The following is an 18677-nucleotide window of genomic DNA, read 5'->3' as shown; positions in this document are numbered from 1 at the left end:
CCTTCGCGGTATCTGTTCCCCGGAGGGGGCCCGGCGTCACAGCAGCCGGGTGCCGAACTTCGTCAGGATGAGCGCCGCGACCACCCCGTACGCGGCCAGCGGCACCAGCCAGTGCGGGATCGCCCGCAGCCGGGAGCCGGCCGGGGCCAGGTGGCGGGTGACGTACCAGAACAGCGGGATCATCACCGCCCAGACGACCATGCACCACGGGCACAGCGCCCCGATCACGTACAGGCACTGGCTGATCAGCCACACCGTGAAGGCGAACCCGGCCGCGATCCCGGCCCACAGCCCCCGCCACAGCCACTGGGGGAACAGTGCCCCGGCGACCAGGGCCGTGCCCAGCCCGGCGAGGGCCGCGAAGCCGGCGATGCCGAGCAGCATGTTGGGGAAGCCCAGCAGGTTGCCCTGCCAGGTGGTCATCACGTCGCCGCAGCTCAGCACCGCGTTGACGTTGCAGCCCGGGGTGAAGAGCGGGTCCTCCAGGGTGCGGATGCGGTCGTAGGTGAGGACGCCGGAGGCCAGGGTGCCGATGAGGCCGCCGATCAGCAGGAGCAGGGCGGTGCCCCGAGGGGTGGTGGTGCCCCGATGGGTGGTGGTTCCCCGGTGGGTGGTCATTCTCCCGACGCTACGAGCGTCCGGGCGGCCCCGGGTAGAGCGGAAGGCCTCCGGTCCGGGGGACCTCCGGCCTGTCCGAAGTGCCCTAAATCACGCGTTCTCGGGTCCTGGCGGCCCGGATCCGAGGGCGGCGACCACGGATGATGGAGGGCATGCACGTCACGCCCGCCCCCTCGGCGCCCCACCGGCTCCTGGCCTTCGGCCGCCGGCTCGCGCAGGGCTGGGCCGGTTCGCCGCGCGCGATGGACCTGCTCGCGGCTCTCAGCTGCCTGGGCCTGATGGCGCTCGACCTGCCGGGCCTGGCGGCCGCCGACAACTCCCTGAGCGGGCCCGCCGCGGCGGTCGTCCTGGCGCTCGGCTGCGCCACCCTGCTGGTGCGGCGCCGGCTGCCCTGGGTCTCGTACCTCGCCGCGCTGCTCTTCATCGGCTGGCTGCACGAGCTGACCCTGATCCAGTTCGCGCTGTACTCGGTGGGCCGCTTCCGCGGGCGCCGGGCCGGGGTCCTCGCCACCCTCGGCTACCTCGTCTTCGTGGTGTGCCTGTTCTTCTGCGTGCCGGGCTGGCCGCTGTCCCGGGCCGAGACCCTCAGCTCCTTCCTCAGCATCGTCGTGCCCATCGGGGTCCTCGCCTCGGCCGTGGGCATCGCCGCCTACCGCCACGACCTCGTGCGCGAGCTCGACACCCGGCGCGCCGAATCCGCAGTGCTGCAGGCCGTCCAGCAGGAGCGGACCTCCGTCGCCCGCGACGTCCACGACTTCGTCGGGCGCGAGCTGACCCTGCTGACGGTCCGCTCCGAGGTGCTGTCGATGCGCTCGCGCGAGACGGCGTACGGATCAGACTTCGAGGAGCTCGCCGACACCGCCCGCCGGGCCCACCTGGTGCTCAACGAGATCATCGTGCATCGCGGGGAGCGGACGGTCACCCCGGGCGTGGAAGGGCTCGCGGCGCTCGCGGAGGAGAGCGGGCGCGCGGGTTCGCCCGTACGGCTCGCCCTGGATCCGGACGTGCACGGGCTGTCGCCGCTGCGCCAGGCGGCGGTCTACCGGGTGGTGCAGGAATGCCTGACCAACGCCGCCAAGCACGCGCGCGGCGAGACCATCGAGGTGTCCATCGCGGCGGACGGCCCGCAGCTGCGGATCGCCGTCCGCAACGGGCTGGCGCAGCGCAATCCGGCGAGGGCCCCCGTCTCGGCGGGCTCGGGCACGGCGAGCATGTCCGAGCGCGTGCGCAGCCTGGGCGGCACCCTGATGGCCACGCGCACGCAGGACGCGTACGAGGTCCTCGCGACCCTCCCGAAGGGCTGACCCCGCCCCGGCCCTTCCCCCTAAGCCCGCGCCGGCGCCAGCAGGCTGCCGAGCGCGTCCATGTCCTCCACGCAGCGGCCCGAGCCCAGGGCCACGCAGTCCAGCGGGTCGTCCGCGACGAAGACCGGGATCCCCGTCGAGGAGGCCATCCGCAGGTCCAGGCCGGGCAGCAGCGCGCCGCCGCCGGTCAGGACGATGCCGTGCTCCATGACGTCGCCGGACAGTTCGGGCGGGCACTCCTCCAGGGTGGTGCGGACCGCCGCGATGATCGACTCGATCGGCTCGTCGAGGGCGGCCCGTACGTCGCGCGCGTCGAGCCGGAGCGTCTGGGGCATGCCGCCGACCTTCTCGCGGCCCCGCACCGTGAAGGTGGCGGTCTCGAGCTCCGGCCGGTCCGGCACCGGCCACGCCGAGCCGATGGCGATCTTGACGTCCTCGGCGGTGCGGTCGCCGATGAGCAGGGAGTGTTCCTTGCGGACCCAGTCGGTGATCGCGGCGTCCAGCCGGTCGCCGCCGACCCGCAGCGACTGGGAGGTGACGATGCCGCCCAGTGAGATGACCGCGACCTCGGAGGTCCCGCCGCCGATGTCGACGACCATCGAGCCGCGCGGTTCGGACACCGGGAGCCCGGCGCCGATCGCCGCGGCCATGGGTTCCTCGATCAGGTGCACGGTCTTGGCGCCGGCCCGGGTGGAGGCGTGGATGATGGCCCGCCGCTCCACCGGGGTGACCCCGGACGGTACGCAGATCACCATGCGGGTGCGGACCCGGCGGCCGGGTACGGCCTTGCGGACGAAGTGCCGGATCATCTCCTCGGCGGCCTCGTAGTCGCAGATCACACCGTCCTTGAGGGGGCGGATCGCGGTGATGGAGCCGGGGGTGCGGCCGATGGTCTCCTTGGCCTCGGTCCCCACGGCCAGTGCCGTGGTGGTGCCCGCCTTGACGGCCACCACGGACGGCTCATTGAGGACGATGCCGTGCCCCCGTGCGTAGACGAGGGTGTTGGCGGTTCCCAGGTCTATCCCTATGTCGCGGCTGGAAGCTGTCTTGTTCGTGCTGGCCTGCGGCATTTGTTCCCCAATCTCCTGCCCGCAAGGCTTGCATAACGATCCGGTCGCCCCCGCAGCCGAAGGTCCCGATGCGACCGGGCCGAAAGTCCTCCCGGTGCTCGTCCGTAGACTGGGTCCCGTGAGTGAGCAGCAGCCCGAGAGCCACGATGACAGCTTCGACGCCTTCGACAAGATCGTGGCGGAAGAGTCCGACCGCGACCCCGACCTGGCGGTGATCGAGGCGGGCAGCCGCACCCTGCGCACGCAGGCCGGTCCGCTCCAGGGCGACCCGGTACCCGAAGAGCCCGCCGACCCCGAGGTGGCCAAGGCGCTGCGGGAGGTGGAGCAGGAGCTGGCCGGCCGCTGGGGCGAGACCAAGATGGAGCCGTCCGTCACGCGCATCGCCGCGCTGATGGACGTCCTGGGCGAGCCGCAGCGCGCGTACCCCGCCATCCACGTCACCGGTACCAACGGCAAGACGAGCACGTCCCGCATGATCGAGGCGCTGCTGAACGCCTTCGAGCTGCGCACCGGGCGCTACACCAGCCCGCACGTGCAGTCGATCACCGAGCGGATCAGCCTGGACGGGACTCCGATCAGCGCCGAGCGGTTCATCGAGGCCTACGAAGACATCAAGCCGTACGTGGACATGGTGGACGCGGCCGAGGAGATCCGGCTGTCGTTCTTCGAGGTCCTCACCGGCATGGCCTACGCGGCCTTCGCGGACGCGCCCGTGGACGCGGCCGTGATCGAGGTGGGCATGGGCGGCACCTGGGACGCCACCAACGTCATCGACGGCGCGGTCGCCGTGGTCACCCCGATCAGCCTGGACCACACGGACCGGCTCGGCTCCACCACAGGCGAGATCGCGCAGGAGAAGGGCGGCATCATCAAGCAGGGCGCCACCGTGATCCTGGCGCAGCAGCCGGTGGACGCGGCGCAGGTGCTGCTGAAGAGGGCCGTGGAGGTCGACGCGACCGTCGCCCGCGCGGGCATGGAGTTCGGCGTCGTCACCCGCGAGGTCGCGGTGGGCGGGCAGCAGCTGACGCTGCGCGGCCTGGGCGGTGAGTACGACGGCATCTTCCTGCCGCTGTACGGCGCGCACATGGCGCAGAACGCGGCGGTGGCGCTGGCGGCGGTCGAGGCCTTCTTCGGGGTCGGCGCCGACCACGCGCGGGCCCTGGACGTGGAGACCGTGCGCAAGGCCTTCGCCTCGGTGACCTCGCCCGGCCGCATGGAGGTCGTGCGGCGCAGCCCGACGGTGGTCCTGGACGCGGCGCACAACCCGGCCGGGGCGCAGGTCACGGCGGAGGCGGTGACCGAGGCCTTCGGCTTCAGCCGGCTGGTCGGGGTCGTGGGCGCGAGCGAGGGCAAGGACGCGCGCGGGGTCTTCGAGGCCTTCGAGCCGATCTTCGCGGAGGTCGTGATCACCGAGAACACCAGCCACCGGGCGATGTCCGCCGACGATCTGGCGGCCATCGCGGTCGAGGTCTTCGGCGCCGACCGGGTGCAGGTGGAGCCGCGGCTGGACGACGCCATCGAGGCGGCGATCACGCTGGCGGAGGAAGAGGCGGAGTACGGAGGGGCCGGGGTCCTGGTGACCGGGTCCGTGATCACGGTGGGCGAGGCCCGCATGCTGCTGAAGAGGGGCTGAGGGATGCGCACGCTGTGTGCTTCGACGCTGATCGCCGAGTTCTTCGTGATCGGCTTCGCCGGGCTGGTCGCGATGAAGGGCGATCTGAGCCAGGCCACCGTCTGGACGGTCTGCGGGATCGCGATGCTGGTGTCGGTCCTGCTGTGCGGGATGCTCTCGCGCCCCGGGGCCGTCCAGATCGGCTGGGCCCTGCAGATCGGGCTCGTGCTGAGCGGCTTCGTCGTGCCGATGATGTTCATCCTGGGCGTGGTGTTCGCCGGTCTGTGGTGGTGTTCGATCCGCTACGGCCGCCGCATCGACGTGATCAAGGCCCGCTGGGCCGCCCAGGCGGAGGCCCAGGCCGCCGGCCCCACCGAGGCGTAGCCCGCCGGGGAGCCGGAGCCGGAGCCGGAGCCGGAGCCGGAGCCGGAGCCGGAGCCGGAGCCGGGCCCCGGGCCGGGCCAGGGAAGGCCCCGTACGGCGGGGGCCCGGGCCCCTGTAGCCTCGTCGGACCGCACCCGTATGCCGCAAGGAGTTACCCACATGACCCAGCGCACGCTCGTCCTCCTCAAGCCCGACGCCGTCCGTCGCGGCCTGATCGGCGAGATCGTCGGCCGCATCGAGCGGAAGGCCGGCTGGACCATTCCCGCGCTGGAGCTGCGCACGCTGGACCAGGAGACCCTGGAAGCGCACTACGGCGAGCACAAGGGGAAGGTGTTCTACGAGCCCCTCATGGGCTTCATGGCCAGTGGCCCGGTCGTGGCCCTGGTCGTCGAAGGGGAGCGCGTGATCGAGGGTGTCCGCCAGTTGGCCGGACCCACTGACCCGATTGCCGCCGCGCCCGGCTCCATCCGGGGTGACTTCGGTACCGTCACCCGGGAGAACCTGATCCACGCGTCGGACTCCGAGGAGTCCGCGGAGCGGGAGCTGAAGCTGTTCTTCCCGGCGCTGTGATCACTCTTTTCTGACGCAACATCAGCCGAATAGCGCTCATGACCTGGGGCGACCGAAGTAATTTCGGTCGCCCTCCGGTATTACCGGGCACATTCGGGAACGCATGGACAGGACACGACGTCACCACTATGGGGGCGGGTATCCGTTCCGGCGGGCTTGCCGGAGTCCCGTCGCGCGGTGCCCGTACTTGCGGCACTACGATGGGGCCTCCACCCACACACCCACCTCGCCGACCTGACAGCAGCCGCTATCAACTGGAAGGCCAGACGCTCCTCATGGGGAACAAGGGGAACAACATGTCGTTCATCGGCCGTGACATGGCGATCGACCTCGGGACCGCCAACACGCTGGTGTACGTGAGGGGCCGGGGAATCGTCCTGAACGAGCCGTCCGTGGTCGCCATCAACACGAACACCGGTGGCATCCTGGCGGTCGGCTCCGAAGCCAAGAAGATGATCGGGCGCACGCCCGGCAACATCGTCGCCGTGCGGCCCCTCAAGGACGGCGTCATCGCCGACTTCGAGATCACCGAGCGGATGCTCCGGTACTTCATCCTCAAGATCCACAAGCGCCGTTACCTGGCCCGCCCGCGCGTCGTGGTCTGCGTGCCCTCCGGCATCACGGGAGTGGAGCGCCGCGCCGTCATCGAGGCGTCCACGCAGGCCGGTGCCCGCCAGGTGCACATCATCGAAGAGCCGATGGCCGCCGCCATCGGTGCGGGCCTGCCCGTCCACGAGGCCACCGGCAACATGGTCGTGGACATCGGTGGCGGCACCACCGAGGTGGCCGTCATCTCCCTCGGCGGAATCGTCACGGCACAGTCCATCCGGGTGGCCGGCGACGAGCTCGACAACGCGATCATCCAGCACATCAAGAAGGAGTACTCGCTCCTCCTCGGTGAGCGCACCGCCGAGCAGATCAAGATCACCATCGGGTCGGCCTACGACCTCGACAAGGACGAGCACACCGAGATCCGCGGCCGCGACCTGGTCTCGGGCCTGCCCAAGACCGTCGTGATCTCGGCTGCCGAGGTCCGCAAGGCGATCGAGGAGCCGGTCAACGCCATCGTCGACGCCGTCAAGACCACCCTCGACAAGTGCCCGCCGGAGCTCTCCGGCGACATCATGGACCGCGGCATCGTCCTGACCGGAGGCGGCGCCCTGCTCCGCGGCCTCGACGAGCGGCTGCGCCGCGAGACGGGCATGCCGATCCACATCGCCGAGGACCCGCTCGACTCCGTCGCGCTCGGATCCGGCAAGTGCGTAGAGGAGTTCGAGGCGCTCCAGCAGGTCCTGGACGCCCAGCCGCGACGCTGATCCGGCCCGCCGCGCGGCGGTGGAACACAAATGATCCGCCGTACGGGTGCTACCGGGCCCGTGCGGCGGATCGTTGATATACAGGCAAGGTCCGGTGCGAGCCCCGGCTCCACCGGAGCGGCTTCGCCGCACGGGTAACTATGAGGAAGGCACGGCCGCCGCACGTGAGGGACACACGAGAAAGCCGGCTGCTCCTGGTACTTCTGATCGCCATCGCGTTCGCTTTGATCACGGTGGACATCAGGACGGGTGAGGAGTCTCCGGTCGACGGTGCCCGACAGGCCGCCGCAGCGGTCTTCGGACCGGTCGAGAAGGGCGTGGCGAAAGGGGTCGACCCGGTCGCCAACGCCATAGGGGCGGTACGGGACTCCGGCGAGCGGCACAACCGCATCGCGACGCTCGAGCGCGAGAACACGGCGCTCAAGGCCAAGCTGGGCAGCGACGACCAGACCCGCAGCAGGATCCGCGAGCTCGACGAGATGCTCAAGCGGGCGGGCGCGGGCCAGTACGGCATCAAGGGCGCCGAGGTCATCGCCATAGGAGCGGCCCAGGGCTTCTCCTGGACCGTCACCATCGACGCGGGCAGCAAGGACGGCATCGAGCGCGACATGACCGTCCTCAACGGGGACGGACTCGTCGGCCGCGTGGCCACCGTCGGCCCCGACACCGCCACCGTGGTGCTCGCCAACGACCCCGACTTCACCGTCGGCACCCGCCTGGAGAAGACCGGCGAACTCGGCTTCGCCACCGGTCAGGGCGACCGGGAGCTCTCCGTGCAGATGCTCAACGGCAAGGCCAAGATCAACACCGGCGACCGGCTCGTCACCTTCGGCTCGCGCGGCAACAAGCCCTTCGTGCCCGGCGTTCCGATCGGCGAGGTGATCAAGGTCGACCCCTCGCGCGGCGACCTGACCCGGACCATCTGGGTCCGCCCCTTCGTCGGCTTCTCCCGCCTGGACATCGTCGGCGTCGTCGTGATGCCCCCGCGCGTGGACCCGCGCGACGCGGTCCTGCCGCCCAAGCCCGAAGCGCCCAAGCCCACCCCGACGGTCACCGTCACGGTCACCCCGTCGCCCGGCGCGTCCGCGTCCGGCAAGCCGGCCGAGGACTAGGAGCCGATCATCATGCGTTTCAACCGGATCCTGCTCTCGGGCACGCTCGTCGTGGTCGCCCTGGTCGTCCAGGTCTCCATCCTGGGCCGCCTCCAACTCCCCGGAGCCGTCCCCGACCTGGTCCTGCTCACCGTCGTCGCCCTCGCACTCGTGTACGGGTGCGTCAGCGGCGCCCTCATCGGCTTCGCCGCCGGACTCCTCACCGACCTGGCCCCGCCCGCGGACCACGCCGCCGGCCGCTACGCGCTCGTGCTGTGCGTCATCGGCTACGTCGCCGGCCTGGTCCGCCCCGACACCGGGCGGTTCCGCTCCGCCTGGGGCCCGATGCTCACCGTCGTCGGCGCCGCCTTCGTCTCCACCCTGCTCTACGCGGGCGTCGGCGCCCTGGTCGGCGACACCGCCGCCCGCCACGTGGGGCTGACCGGACTGGTGTTCACCGCGGTCCTCTACGACTTGCTGCTCGCCCCCTTCACCGTGCCGTTCATCATGGCCCTGGCCCGCCGCGCGGAGAACGACCCGATGGCCGTCGAGGCCAACGGCGGCCCGCCCGCGGGCAAGGACATCGCCTCCGGCTGGCTGGCCGGCGGCACCGGGCTGCGGATCGGCAGCCAGCGCGGCGGACTGCGGATGAAGACGGCCCGCAGCCGGGCCAACCGGGCCGGCCGGATAAAGGGCGTCAAGGGAATCAAGGGTGTGAAGAGCGTCAAGAAGCTGTGAGGGAGGAGTCCACGTGACCAACATTCCGGAGACCGGCCGTACCTCCCGGGTGCAGATCCGGCTCGTGATCATCCAGGTTCTCGTCTGCTCGATGTTCCTCACCCTCGGCGGCCGGCTCTGGTACCTCCAGATCCGCAACGGCGCGGAGTACTACCACGAGGCGAAGAGCAACCACGTCCAGCGGGTCGTCCAGCCCGCCGTGCGCGGGACGGTCCTCGACGCCCGCGGCGTCGCCCTCGCCGACAACGAAACCCGCCTGGTCGTCTCCACCAGCCGCACGGCGCTGATGAAGATGAAGGACCGCGGCAAGGCCGTCATGACCCGCCTCGCCGGCGTCCTGGACATGACCCCCAAGGAGGTCATGGACAAGGTCCGCCTCTGCGACTCCCAGACCCCCGCGCCCTGCTGGAACGGCTCCCCGTACCAGCCGATCCCGATCACCCTCGACGCCACTACGCAGCAGGCGCTGCAGCTGCGCGAACGCCCCGAGGAGTTCCCCGGCATCACCGCCGAGCCCGTCGCCGTCCGCCGCTACCCGGCCCCCGGCGGTGCCCGTACCTCCCAGGTGCTCGGCTACCTCTCGCCCGTCACCGACGACGAGATCCAGAAGGCCAAGGACACCGACTCGCCGCACCTGCGCTCCGACCAGGTCGGCCGCTCCGGGATCGAGCGCACCTACGACAAGTACCTGCGCGGCAAGGCGATGGTGACCTCCTACGAGGTGGACAACCTCGGCCGGGTCATGCACCAGACCGAGTCCGACCCGGGCGTGCCCGGATCCACCCTCGTCACCAGCATCGACGCCCGGGTCCAGTCCGTCGCCGAGTACGAGCTCCAGCAGGCGATGAAGACGGTCCGCCAGGAGACCGACAAGATCACCGGCCGCAAGTACGAGGCCGACTCGGGCGCCGTCGTCGTCATGGAGGGCAAGACCGGCCGGGTCGTCGCGATGGCCTCCCAGCCCGACTACGACCCCAACGCCTGGGTCGGCGGCATCGCCGCCAAGGACTACGCCCGTCTCACCAGCGATGCCTCCAACTACCCGCTGCTCAACCGGGCCATCCAGGGGCAAGCCCCCGCGGGCTCCATCTTCAAGGTGGTGTCGGCCAGCGCGGCCGTCCGGGCCGGATACGCCTTCGACGACAAGTACAACTGCAGCGCCTCCTACAGCATGGGCAACCGGAGCTTCGCGAACTTCGAGTCCAAGGGACACGGTCCCATCACCCTCGGCGAGGCCCTCAAGTTCTCCTGCAACACCGTCTTCTACGCCCTCGGGCACAAGGAATGGAACCGCGACGGCGGCCTCAAGCCCAAGAAGGACGCCCACGACTGGTTCTACCGCACCGCCCGCGAGTTCGGCCTCGGCTCCGAGACCGGGATCGACCTGCCCAACGAGGTCACCGGCCGCATCCCCGACCGGGGGTGGAAGAAGGGCTTCTGGGCGGCCAACAAGGACTCCTGGTGCAAGCAGGGCAAGAAGGGCGGCACCTACGTCGAGCAGATCGCCTACGAGAGCTGCCTCGAAGGCAACCAGCTCAAGGCGTTCGACAGCATCAACTTCGCCATCGGCCAGGGCGACGTCCTCGTCACCCCCATCCAGATGGCCACCGCCTACTCCGCCATCAGCAACGGCGGCACCCTCTTCAACCCCACGGTCGGCAAAGCCGTGATCAGCGCCGACGGCAAGCACATCGAGTGGATCAAGCCCACGTCGCACGGCAGGCTCCCGATCGACGCCAAGACCGTCAAGGACCTCGACAAGGGCCTGCGCATGGTCGTCGAGCCCGGCGGCACCGCCGCCTGGCGCTTCGGCGGCTGGCCGCTGGACAAGATCCCCATGCGGGCCAAGACCGGCACCGCCCAGGTCTACGGCAAGCAGACCACCTCGTGGCTGGCGACCTACACCGACGACTTCACCATCGTCATGACCATCTCCCAGGGCGGTACCGGCTCCGGAGCCTCCGGCCCCGCCGTCCGCAACATCTACAACGCCATCTACGGCCTCGACATGGCGGGCAACCAGGACCCGAAGAAGGCGCTCCTGCTGGGTCCGGAGAAGAAGCTGCCCAAGATCCGCCCCGACGGGGGCATCGATTCCCCCGAGATCCGGCCGTACGTACCGCCGTCCCCGGAAGAACTGGCGCCGCCCGCGCTGGCCGGCCCGCAAGCCCAGCGCCCCGCGCAGCACGACTGAGTACCGAGGACCGACATGCAGACCGCCAACAAATTCTCCGTAGCCCGGTACGCGCCGGAGCAGCGGGGAGCGATGGCCAGACTCACCGCCCGCGACTCCGTGGTGCGCCGGCTCGACTGGCCGATACTCCTCTCGGCGCTCGCCCTCTCCCTCATCGGCGCCCTGCTGGTGTGGTCGGCGACCCGCAACCGGACCTCGCTGAACAACGGGGACCCGTACTACTTCCTCTTCCGGCACGCCATGAACACCGGCATCGGCCTCGTGCTGATGATCGGCACCATCTGGCTCGGCCACCGCACCCTGCGCGGCGCCGTACCGATCCTCTACGGGCTCTCCCTCGTGCTGATCATCGCCGTGCTCACCCCGCTCGGCGCCACCATCAACGGAGCCCACGCCTGGATCGTCGTCGGCGGCGGCTTCTCGCTGCAGCCCTCCGAGTTCGTGAAGATCACGATCATCCTGGTGATGGCGATGCTGCTGGCCACCCGGGTGGACGCGGGCGACCTGGCCCACCCCGACCACCGCACGGTCGTCAAGGCGCTCTGCCTGGCCGCCGCCCCGATGGGCATCATCATGCTGATGCCCGACCTCGGCTCCGTCATGGTCATGGTCGTCATCGTGCTCGGCGTCCTGCTCGCCTCCGGCGCCTCCAACCGCTGGGTGCTGGGCCTGCTCGGCTCGGGCGTCGGCGGGGCCATCCTGATCTGGCAGCTCGGCATCCTCGACGAGTACCAGATCAACCGCTTCGCGGCCTTCGCCAACCCCGAGCTCGACCCGGCCGGCGTCGGCTACAACACCAACCAGGCGCGCATCGCCATCGGCTCCGGCGGCCTGACCGGCTCCGGCCTCTTCAAGGGCTCGCAGACCACCGGCCAGTTCGTGCCGGAGCAGCAGACCGACTTCGTCTTCACGGTGGCGGGGGAGGAACTGGGCTTCGTCGGAGCCGGGCTGATCCTCGTGCTGCTCGGGGTCATCCTGTGGCGCGCCTGCATGATCGCCCGCGAGACGACCGAGCTGTACGGCACGATCGTGTGCGCCGGGATCATCGCCTGGTTCGCCTTCCAGTCCTTCGAGAACATCGGCATGACCCTCGGGATCATGCCCGTGGCCGGCCTCCCGCTGCCCTTCGTGTCCTACGGAGGATCCTCGATGTTCGCCGTGTGGGTGGCCATCGGGCTGCTCCAGTCGATCAGGGTGCAGCGGCCGATGTCGGCCTGATCCGTCGGTTCCCGGGCCGGTTTTCCGCCGCACCCCCCGTTTCCCTTCCCGCCGTCCTCCGTTCAGGACTACGTTCGATTCATGGCGGACACGAAGCGCGAGATCGAGCGCAAATTCGAGTTCAGTACCACCAAGGCCGGACGGCGCGGGGTACCCGACCTGACGGGCACGGCCGCCATCGCGGCCGTGACCGACCAGGGCACGGCCGAGCTCGACGCCGTCTACTACGACACCCCCGACCAGCGGCTGGCCGCCGACGGGCTCACCCTGCGCCGCCGCACCGGCGGCAAGGACGCCGGCTGGCACCTCAAACTGCCCGTCGCCCCCGGCGTGCGCGACGAGATCACCGCCCCCCTCGGCGACACCCTCCCGGACGCGCTGACCGCACTGCTGCGCTCCCGCGTCCGCGACACGCCGCTGGAACCACAGGTCAGGCTCCTGTCCTCGCGCAAGCTCAGCCACCTCCTCGACGCCGACGGCGCCCTCCTCGCGGAGCTGTCCACGGACGCGGTGCGCGCCGAGCGCGCCGGCGCCACCGCCGCCTGGACCGAGGTGGAGGTCGAGCTCGCCGACGGCGCCGACCCGGCGCTGCTCGACGCCGTGGAGAAGACCTTCCGCAAAGCCGGACTCCGGGTCAGCGACGCCCCCTCCAAGCTCGCCCGGGCGCTGGCCGAGACCGGCGGGGAACCTCCGGCCCGGGCGGCCGGCGCCGGCCCCGGCCTCGCCGAGGACACGGTGGGCGCGCACGTGCTCGCGTACCTGCGCGAACAGCGGGACACCCTCATCGCCCAGGACCCCGCCGTACGCCGGGGCCTGCCCGACTCCGTCCACCAGATGCGGGTGGCCACCCGGCGGCTGCGCAGCGCCTTCAAGACCTACCGCCGGGTCCTGGACACCGCCGAGACCGGCCCGGTCGGCGAGGAGCTCCGCTGGCTCGCCGCAGAGCTCGGCGTCGACCGCGACCAGGAAGTGCTGCTGGAGCGCCTCCAGACCCGGCTCGACGAACTCCCGCGCACCCTGGTGCTCGGCCCGGTGCGCGGCCGCCTCAAGATCTGGAACGTCGCCCGCCGCACCGGTTCGCGCCGCGCCGCGCTGGCCGCTCTCGACAGCAGGCGCTACGTGGTCCTGCTGGGCGCCCTCGACGCCCTGCTGGCCGACCCGCCGCTGCTGAAGGCCGCCGCCCGGCCCGCCGAGTCGGCCCTGCCCGCGGCGGTCCTCGCGGACTACGAACGCCTCACCGGCCGGATCGAGAGCGCCCTGTCCATGGACCCCGGCGAAGGCCGCGACCTGGCCCTGCACGAGGCCCGCAAGGCCGCCAAGCGCACCCGGTACGCGGCCGAGGCGGCCGCCCCCGCCCTCGGCAAACCCGCGCGCAAGCTGGCCAAAGCGGTGAAGGCGGTCCAGAGCCTGCTCGGCGACCACCAGGACGGGGTCGTCGCCCGGGAAGCCCTGCGCGGACTCGCGATCCAGGCGGCGGGCGCGGGGGAGTCGGCCTTCACCTGGGGCCTGCTCTACGGCCGCGAGGAGGCCCTGGCCGAGCGCCGCGAGCGGGAGCTGCCGCAGGTGTGGGCGGCCACCGCGCGCCCGGCCGCGGTGGTGCGCGGCTGATCGTGCGGGCGGGGGCGCGCCGGGCCCCGGGGTACGCTTGAGAGTCGCCCCCTGCCCGCTTCACGAAAGTCGCGTGATGACCGAGTCGGTCTTCCCTCAGCTTGAGGCCCTGCTTCCGCACGTCCAGAAGCCGATCCAGTACGTCGGCGGTGAGCTCAACTCCACGGTCAAGCCGTGGGAGAGCGCCGACGTCCGCTGGGCGCTGATGTACCCGGACGCGTACGAGGTCGGGCTCCCCAACCAGGGCGTCATGATCCTGTACGAGGTGCTCAACGAGCGCGAGGGCGTCCTCGCGGAGCGCACGTACAGCGTGTGGCCGGACCTCGAAGAGCTGATGCGCGAGCACAAGGTGCCGCAGTTCACCGTGGACAGCCACCGCCCCGTCTCGGCCTTCGACGTCTTCGGGCTCTCCTTCTCCACCGAGCTCGGCTACACCAACATGCTGACGGCGCTGGACCTCGCGGGCATCCCGCTGGAGGCGAAGAACCGTACGGTCGACCACCCCATCGTGCTCGCGGGCGGCCACGCGGCCTTCAACCCCGAGCCGATCGCGGAGTTCATCGACTGCGCGATCATCGGCGACGGCGAGCAGGCCGTCCTCGACATGACCGAGATCATCCGCGCGTGGAAGGCCGAGGGCCGCCCGGGCGGGCGCGAGGAGGTCCTCCTGCGCCTCGCGAAGACCGGCGGCGTCTACGTGCCGGGCTTCTACGACGTCGAGTACCTGCCGGACGGCCGCATCGGCCGCGTCGTCCCGAACCGCTCCGGCGTTCCGTGGCGCGTGTCCAAGCACACCGTCATGGACCTCGACGAGTGGCCGTACCCCAAGCAGCCCCTGGTCCCGCTCGCCGAGACCGTCCACGAGCGGATGTCCGTGGAGATCTTCCGCGGCTGCACCCGCGGCTGCCGCTTCTGCCAGGCCGGCATGATCACGCGCCCCGTGCGGGAGCGAAGCATCACCGGCATCGGCGAGATGGTGGAGCGCGGCCTCAAGGCGACGGGCTTCGAGGAGGTCGGCCTCCTCTCGCTGTCCTCAGCGGACCACACGGAGATCGCGGACATCGCCAAGGGCCTGGCCGACCGCTACACGGACGACAAGGTGGGCCTGTCCCTGCCGTCGACCCGCGTGGACGCGTTCAACGTGGACCTGGCCAACGAGCTGACCCGCAACGGCCGCCGCTCCGGTCTGACCTTCGCCCCCGAGGGCGGCTCCGAGCGCATGCGCAAGGTCATCAACAAGATGGTCTCGGAAGAGGACCTGATCCGTACGGTCGCCACGGCGTACGGCAACGGCTGGCGCCAGGTGAAGCTGTACTTCATGGTCGGCCTGCCGACCGAGACCGACGAGGACGTGCTCCAGATCGGCGACATGGCGGTCAACGTCATTGCCAAGGGCCGCGAGGTCTCCGGCCAGAACGACATCCGCTGCACCGTCTCGATCGGCGGCTTCGTCCCCAAGCCGCACACCCCCTTCCAGTGGGCCCCGCAGCTGTCGGCCGAGGAGACGGACGCCCGCCTGGGCAAGCTCCGCGACAAGCTCCGCGGCGACAAGAAGTACGGCCGCTCCATCGGCTTCCGCTACCACGACGGCAAGCCCGGCATCGTCGAGGGCCTGCTGTCCCGCGGCGACCGCCGCATCGGCGACGTCATCCGCGCCGTGTACGAGTCGGGCGGCCGCTTCGACGGCTGGCGCGAGCACTTCTCGTACGACCGCTGGATGCAGGCGGCGGAGAAGACCCTCCCCGCCCACGGCGTCGACGTGGCCTGGTACACGACCCGCGAGCGCACCTACGAGGAGGTCCTCCCCTGGGACCACCTCGACTCCGGCCTGGACAAGGACTGGCTCTGGGAGGACTGGCAGGACGCCCTCGACGAGACCGAGGTCGAGGACTGCCGCTGGACGCCTTGCTTCGACTGCGGCGTGTGTCCTCAGCTCTCGACGGAGATCCAGATCGGCCCGACGGGCAAGAAGCTGCTTCCCCTGTCGGTCGTGAAGTGACCTGCGGCTGAGGCCGGCCCGTCTATGCCCCCCACCGGGAACGGTGGGGGGCATATTCATTCGATCGCCGGATTATCGTTCCTGCGGTTGACGCCTGCGGATATCCTTGAAGGGTGCTCGGAGGAATACTCCGTGCTTGCTGCCAGGAGGTGGCCGGTATGGCCAAGACCGTGATCGACATCAACGAGGAAGCCCTCGCGCTCGCGATGGAAGCCCTCGGGACCACCACGAAGAAGGACACGGTCAACGCGGCGCTGGAGGAAATAGGAGCACGGCTCCGCAGGCAGCGAGCTCTGGAAGCCCTCATCAAGCTCGACGAAGAGGGCGCCTTCGACAAGGGGCGAGAGCCCGGATTCAAGGCGGAGGTGCGTGGGCCGTGGGGGAGCTGACCGAGGGCGACTTCCTGATCGACACCTCCGCCGCGCACCGGATCACCCTCCCGGGGCCGTTCTCCACATGGCGGCCGGCACTGGCCGCCGGACGCATCGGCATGTGCGCGGTGACCGAGGCCGAGGCCCTGTACTCCGCCCGCTCGGCGGCCCAGTACGCGCAGATGCGGCAGGCGTTCACGGACCTGTACGTGTGGCACGAGATCCCGGACGACGTCTGGGCCAGGGTCGGCGCCGCGCAGAGCGTCCTGGCCGAAGCCGGGTGTGTGCGCTCCGCGGGAGTCGTCGACCTGGTCGTGGCGGTCACCGCCGCGCGGCACCGCCTGACGGTGCTGCACTACGACCGGGACTTCGAGACGCTCGCCAAGCACATCGAGCTGCGCACCCGCTGGCTCGCGGAGCCGGGCTCCATCGACTGAAGGCAGGCCCTTTGGCGCAACGGTCCCGGGCCGTGGTGTGTCCTTAGCGGTATGGAACTGGAGAAGGCGCTGCCGGCGCCGCAGGGGGACGGCTGCCTGGTGGGGGTCGTACGGATTCCCGTCAGGATCGTGGCGGTGCTGGTCGTGCTGCCCCTGCGGGTGGTCTGGGACCTGCTCGTCGCCTTCGCGCGGATGCTGAACCGGACCGTCCTCGGGCCGCTGGGACAAGGATTGATCTGGCTGTACGAGCGGGCCGTGCTGCCGGTGCTGCGGGGGGCCGGGTGGGTGATCTCGGCCCTGTTCAAGCTGGTCTTCTACTGGCCCTGGGTGGGTCTGTGGCGGTACGTCATGCTCCCGGTGGGGCAGGCCGTCTACGCGTATCTGCTGAGGCCGGCGGGCCTGGGGCTCTGGCGGTACCTGCTGGTCCCGGTCTGGGAGTACGGGCTGCTGCCCGCCGGGCGGGGCATCGCCTGGGTGCTCGTGGGCGCGGTCCGCTACCTGCTCGTGCTGCCGGGCGGCGCGCTGTACCGGTACGTCCTCGCCCCTGTCGGGCACGCACTGCGATGGCTGGCCCGGGGGTTCGCGGCCGGCGTGGCCTGGCTGGCGAAGGCCCTGTTCGTCTGGCCGTGGGTGGCGCTGTGGCGGTATCTCGTACGCCCCGTGGTGGTGGGGTTGTGGACCTACCTGCTGGCGCCGGTCGGGCGGGGGGTGTGGGCGTACCTGCTCGTGCCGCTCTGGGGGCTGCTCGTCGGGGCGTGGCACCTCGCGGGGCGGGTGAGCCGGGCGCTGGGGCGCGGGCTGGTGTGGCTGTGGCGGTGGGCCGTCGTGCGGCCCACCGGATGGCTGCGCCGGCACGTGGTCACCCCCGTCGGGAACGTGCTGCGCGCCGGGTGGGCCGTCGGCCGTCGGGTGGCCCGGTCGGTGCACCGGCAGGCGATCGCTCCCGTCGGCCGCGCGGTCGGCGAGGTGTGGCGGACCTCCCGCCTCGCGGTGCGCGAGGCGCGGGCCGACGTACGGCGGGCATTGTTCGGGGGGCCGCCCCGGGAACCGGCGAGGTCACAGGCGCGTACTCTGGGTAGTAACAGAGCCGCAGGCGACACACCCGCCCCCGAGATCTCCCTGCGTAAGTAGCAGGGGTGAGCCGGAGGGCAGGCGAGGCCCGCAGGCCCCACAGACCTCAGGGCGACGCGCGAGCCGCGGAGCCCCGCACAAGGAGATGAACCACTGGGCAAGCGACAGCCCGAAGGCCCGCCTCCCGCACCGGTAGTGCAGCGCATCCGCCTGCGCTACACCAAGCGCGGCCGCCTCCGGTTCACCAGCCACCGGGACTTCCAGCGCGCCTTCGAGCGGGCCCTGCGCCGCTCCGAGGTGCCCATGGCGTACTCGGCGGGCTTCACCCCGCACCCGCGCGTCTCGTACGCGAACGCCGCCCCGACCGGGACCGGCAGCGAGGCCGAGTACCTGGAGATCGCCCTCGCCGAGCCCCGCGACCCCGCGGTGCTGCGCGAGCTGCTCGACGAGTCGATGCCCGTCGGCCTCGACATCATCGACGCAGTCGAGGCGCACACCTCCGGTCTCGCCGACCGGCTGACGGCCTCCGTGTGGGAGCTGCGCCTCGAAGGCGTGGAGCCCGGCGACGCGGAGAAGGCGGTGGAGGCCTTCCTCGCGGCCGAGGCCGTGGAGGTCCAGCGCCGTACCAAGAACGGCATGCGGACCTTCGACACGCGCGGCGCCGTGGTCAGCCTGGAAGTGGTTCCCGTTACGGCCACCACAGAGGCTGATAGGCCGCTGGACAATGCTTGTGCGATACTGCGGCTGGTTGTTCGGCATCTGACACCTGCCGTGCGACCCGACGACGTCCTGTCCGGTCTCCGAGCTGTGGCCGACCTAACGCCGCCGGTCCCCGCTGCGGTGACCAGGCTGGCGCAGGGGCTCTTCGACGAGGAGTCCGGCACGGTGACCGACCCGCTCGCGCCCGACCGCGAGGCTGTCACGACCGCCCCACCCACGGCGGCCGTAACCGCCGACGCGAAGGCGCCGGAAGGTCCCGCCGCGTAGGGATCGTCGTCGTCGCGCAGCCCTGGGACTCGGGAGCCACCTGGGTCGGGCCGCGCACAGACCTGAAGACTTGAAGACTTCCGCCAGGC

Annotated in this window: 17 protein-coding genes; 15 read left to right on the top strand and 2 right to left on the bottom strand. The window is 71.0% G+C overall.

Annotated elements, in window-relative coordinates:
* Nucleotides 1-36: 36 nt before the first annotated feature.
* Complete coding sequence (locus MTF69_RS15755; protein WP_243334842.1) at nucleotides 37-618, bottom strand: vitamin K epoxide reductase family protein; 582 nt, start codon at nucleotides 616-618, stop codon at nucleotides 37-39.
* A gap of 152 nt (nucleotides 619-770) precedes the next feature.
* Here MTF69_RS15755 and MTF69_RS15750 point away from each other — a divergent pair, with 152 nt between their 5' ends.
* The gene (locus MTF69_RS15750) at nucleotides 771-1922 is read left to right on the top strand and encodes a sensor histidine kinase (RefSeq protein WP_243334840.1); all 1152 of its coding nucleotides are present in this window, start codon (nucleotides 771-773) and stop codon (nucleotides 1920-1922) included.
* Nucleotides 1923-1942: 20 nt separating this feature from the next.
* On the opposite strand, the gene MTF69_RS15745 is transcribed toward MTF69_RS15750, so the two are convergent.
* A complete protein-coding gene (locus MTF69_RS15745) occupies nucleotides 1943-2992 on the bottom strand; it encodes a rod shape-determining protein (protein ID WP_243334838.1) in 1050 nt (349 codons plus the stop codon).
* Nucleotides 2993-3110: 118 nt separating this feature from the next.
* Here MTF69_RS15745 and MTF69_RS15740 point away from each other — a divergent pair, with 118 nt between their 5' ends.
* From MTF69_RS15740 to MTF69_RS15675, 14 genes are all read left to right on the top strand, one after another.
* Nucleotides 3111-4625, top strand: a complete 1515-nt coding sequence (locus tag MTF69_RS15740; protein WP_243334836.1) for a folylpolyglutamate synthase/dihydrofolate synthase family protein — start codon at nucleotides 3111-3113, stop codon at nucleotides 4623-4625.
* Between the two features lie 3 nt (nucleotides 4626-4628).
* Nucleotides 4629-4988 (top strand): DUF4233 domain-containing protein, encoded by a 360-nt coding sequence (locus MTF69_RS15735; RefSeq protein WP_243334834.1) that lies wholly within the window; start codon nucleotides 4629-4631, stop codon nucleotides 4986-4988.
* 159 nt (nucleotides 4989-5147) lie between these two features.
* Nucleotides 5148-5558: a nucleoside-diphosphate kinase gene (gene ndk / locus MTF69_RS15730; RefSeq protein WP_214950910.1), complete on the top strand. Its 411-nt coding sequence runs from the start codon at nucleotides 5148-5150 to the stop codon at nucleotides 5556-5558.
* 296 nt (nucleotides 5559-5854) lie between these two features.
* Nucleotides 5855-6874 carry a rod shape-determining protein gene (locus MTF69_RS15725; protein ID WP_069923827.1) on the top strand — a complete coding sequence of 340 codons (1020 nt, stop codon included), beginning with the start codon at nucleotides 5855-5857 and terminating at the stop codon, nucleotides 6872-6874.
* A 164-nt stretch (nucleotides 6875-7038) separates the two neighbouring features.
* On the top strand, nucleotides 7039-7986 hold the full coding sequence (mreC, locus tag MTF69_RS15720) for a rod shape-determining protein MreC (protein WP_243334833.1): 948 nt from the start codon (nucleotides 7039-7041) through the stop codon (nucleotides 7984-7986).
* Between the two features lie 12 nt (nucleotides 7987-7998).
* Nucleotides 7999-8703 (top strand): rod shape-determining protein MreD, encoded by a 705-nt coding sequence (mreD, locus tag MTF69_RS15715; RefSeq protein WP_243334831.1) that lies wholly within the window; start codon nucleotides 7999-8001, stop codon nucleotides 8701-8703.
* A gap of 13 nt (nucleotides 8704-8716) precedes the next feature.
* Nucleotides 8717-10897 (top strand): penicillin-binding protein 2, encoded by a 2181-nt coding sequence (gene mrdA, locus MTF69_RS15710; RefSeq protein ID WP_243334829.1) that lies wholly within the window; start codon nucleotides 8717-8719, stop codon nucleotides 10895-10897.
* A 15-nt stretch (nucleotides 10898-10912) separates the two neighbouring features.
* Complete coding sequence (gene rodA, locus MTF69_RS15705; RefSeq protein WP_243334827.1) at nucleotides 10913-12115, top strand: rod shape-determining protein RodA; 1203 nt, start codon at nucleotides 10913-10915, stop codon at nucleotides 12113-12115.
* An 81-nt stretch (nucleotides 12116-12196) separates the two neighbouring features.
* Entirely contained in the window at nucleotides 12197-13723 is a 1527-nt protein-coding gene (locus MTF69_RS15700) for a CYTH and CHAD domain-containing protein (protein ID WP_243334826.1), read from the top strand.
* 73 nt (nucleotides 13724-13796) lie between these two features.
* On the top strand, nucleotides 13797-15722 hold the full coding sequence (locus MTF69_RS15695; RefSeq protein WP_243334824.1) for a TIGR03960 family B12-binding radical SAM protein: 1926 nt from the start codon (nucleotides 13797-13799) through the stop codon (nucleotides 15720-15722).
* Nucleotides 15723-15880: 158 nt separating this feature from the next.
* Complete coding sequence (locus MTF69_RS15690; RefSeq protein WP_243334822.1) at nucleotides 15881-16111, top strand: type II toxin-antitoxin system VapB family antitoxin; 231 nt, start codon at nucleotides 15881-15883, stop codon at nucleotides 16109-16111.
* Nucleotides 16099-16530: a PIN domain nuclease gene (locus tag MTF69_RS15685; protein WP_243334820.1), complete on the top strand. Its 432-nt coding sequence runs from the start codon at nucleotides 16099-16101 to the stop codon at nucleotides 16528-16530. Before MTF69_RS15690 ends, MTF69_RS15685 begins: the two co-directional genes overlap by 13 nt.
* 51 nt (nucleotides 16531-16581) lie before the next feature.
* Complete coding sequence (locus MTF69_RS15680) at nucleotides 16582-17661, top strand: hypothetical protein (RefSeq protein WP_243334818.1); 1080 nt, start codon at nucleotides 16582-16584, stop codon at nucleotides 17659-17661.
* A gap of 135 nt (nucleotides 17662-17796) precedes the next feature.
* Nucleotides 17797-18588 carry a TIGR03936 family radical SAM-associated protein gene (locus tag MTF69_RS15675; protein WP_243334817.1) on the top strand — a complete coding sequence of 264 codons (792 nt, stop codon included), beginning with the start codon at nucleotides 17797-17799 and terminating at the stop codon, nucleotides 18586-18588.
* The last annotated feature ends 89 nt before the right edge of the window (nucleotides 18589-18677 follow it).

This window comes from Streptomyces sp. AP-93, assembly GCF_022808175.1.
Taxonomy (GTDB): Bacteria; Actinomycetota; Actinomycetes; order Streptomycetales; family Streptomycetaceae; genus Streptomyces.
This window is presented reverse-complemented; position numbering and strand designations above follow the sequence as displayed.

Coding starts and splice junctions, on each gene's coding strand:
- MTF69_RS15755 (WP_243334842.1), bottom strand. CDS start 618: ATGACCACCCACCGGGGAACCACCACCCATCGGGGCACCACCACCCCT.
- MTF69_RS15750 (WP_243334840.1), top strand. CDS start 771: ATGCACGTCACGCCCGCCCCCTCGGCGCCCCACCGGCTCCTGGCCTTC.
- MTF69_RS15745 (WP_243334838.1), bottom strand. CDS start 2,992: ATGCCGCAGGCCAGCACGAACAAGACAGCTTCCAGCCGCGACATAGGG.
- MTF69_RS15735 (WP_243334834.1), top strand. CDS start 4,629: ATGCGCACGCTGTGTGCTTCGACGCTGATCGCCGAGTTCTTCGTGATC.
- ndk (WP_214950910.1), top strand. CDS start 5,148: ATGACCCAGCGCACGCTCGTCCTCCTCAAGCCCGACGCCGTCCGTCGC.
- MTF69_RS15725 (WP_069923827.1), top strand. CDS start 5,855: ATGTCGTTCATCGGCCGTGACATGGCGATCGACCTCGGGACCGCCAAC.
- mreD (WP_243334831.1), top strand. CDS start 7,999: ATGCGTTTCAACCGGATCCTGCTCTCGGGCACGCTCGTCGTGGTCGCC.
- rodA (WP_243334827.1), top strand. CDS start 10,913: ATGCAGACCGCCAACAAATTCTCCGTAGCCCGGTACGCGCCGGAGCAG.
- MTF69_RS15700 (WP_243334826.1), top strand. CDS start 12,197: ATGGCGGACACGAAGCGCGAGATCGAGCGCAAATTCGAGTTCAGTACC.
- MTF69_RS15690 (WP_243334822.1), top strand. CDS start 15,881: ATGGCCAAGACCGTGATCGACATCAACGAGGAAGCCCTCGCGCTCGCG.
- MTF69_RS15680 (WP_243334818.1), top strand. CDS start 16,582: ATGGAACTGGAGAAGGCGCTGCCGGCGCCGCAGGGGGACGGCTGCCTG.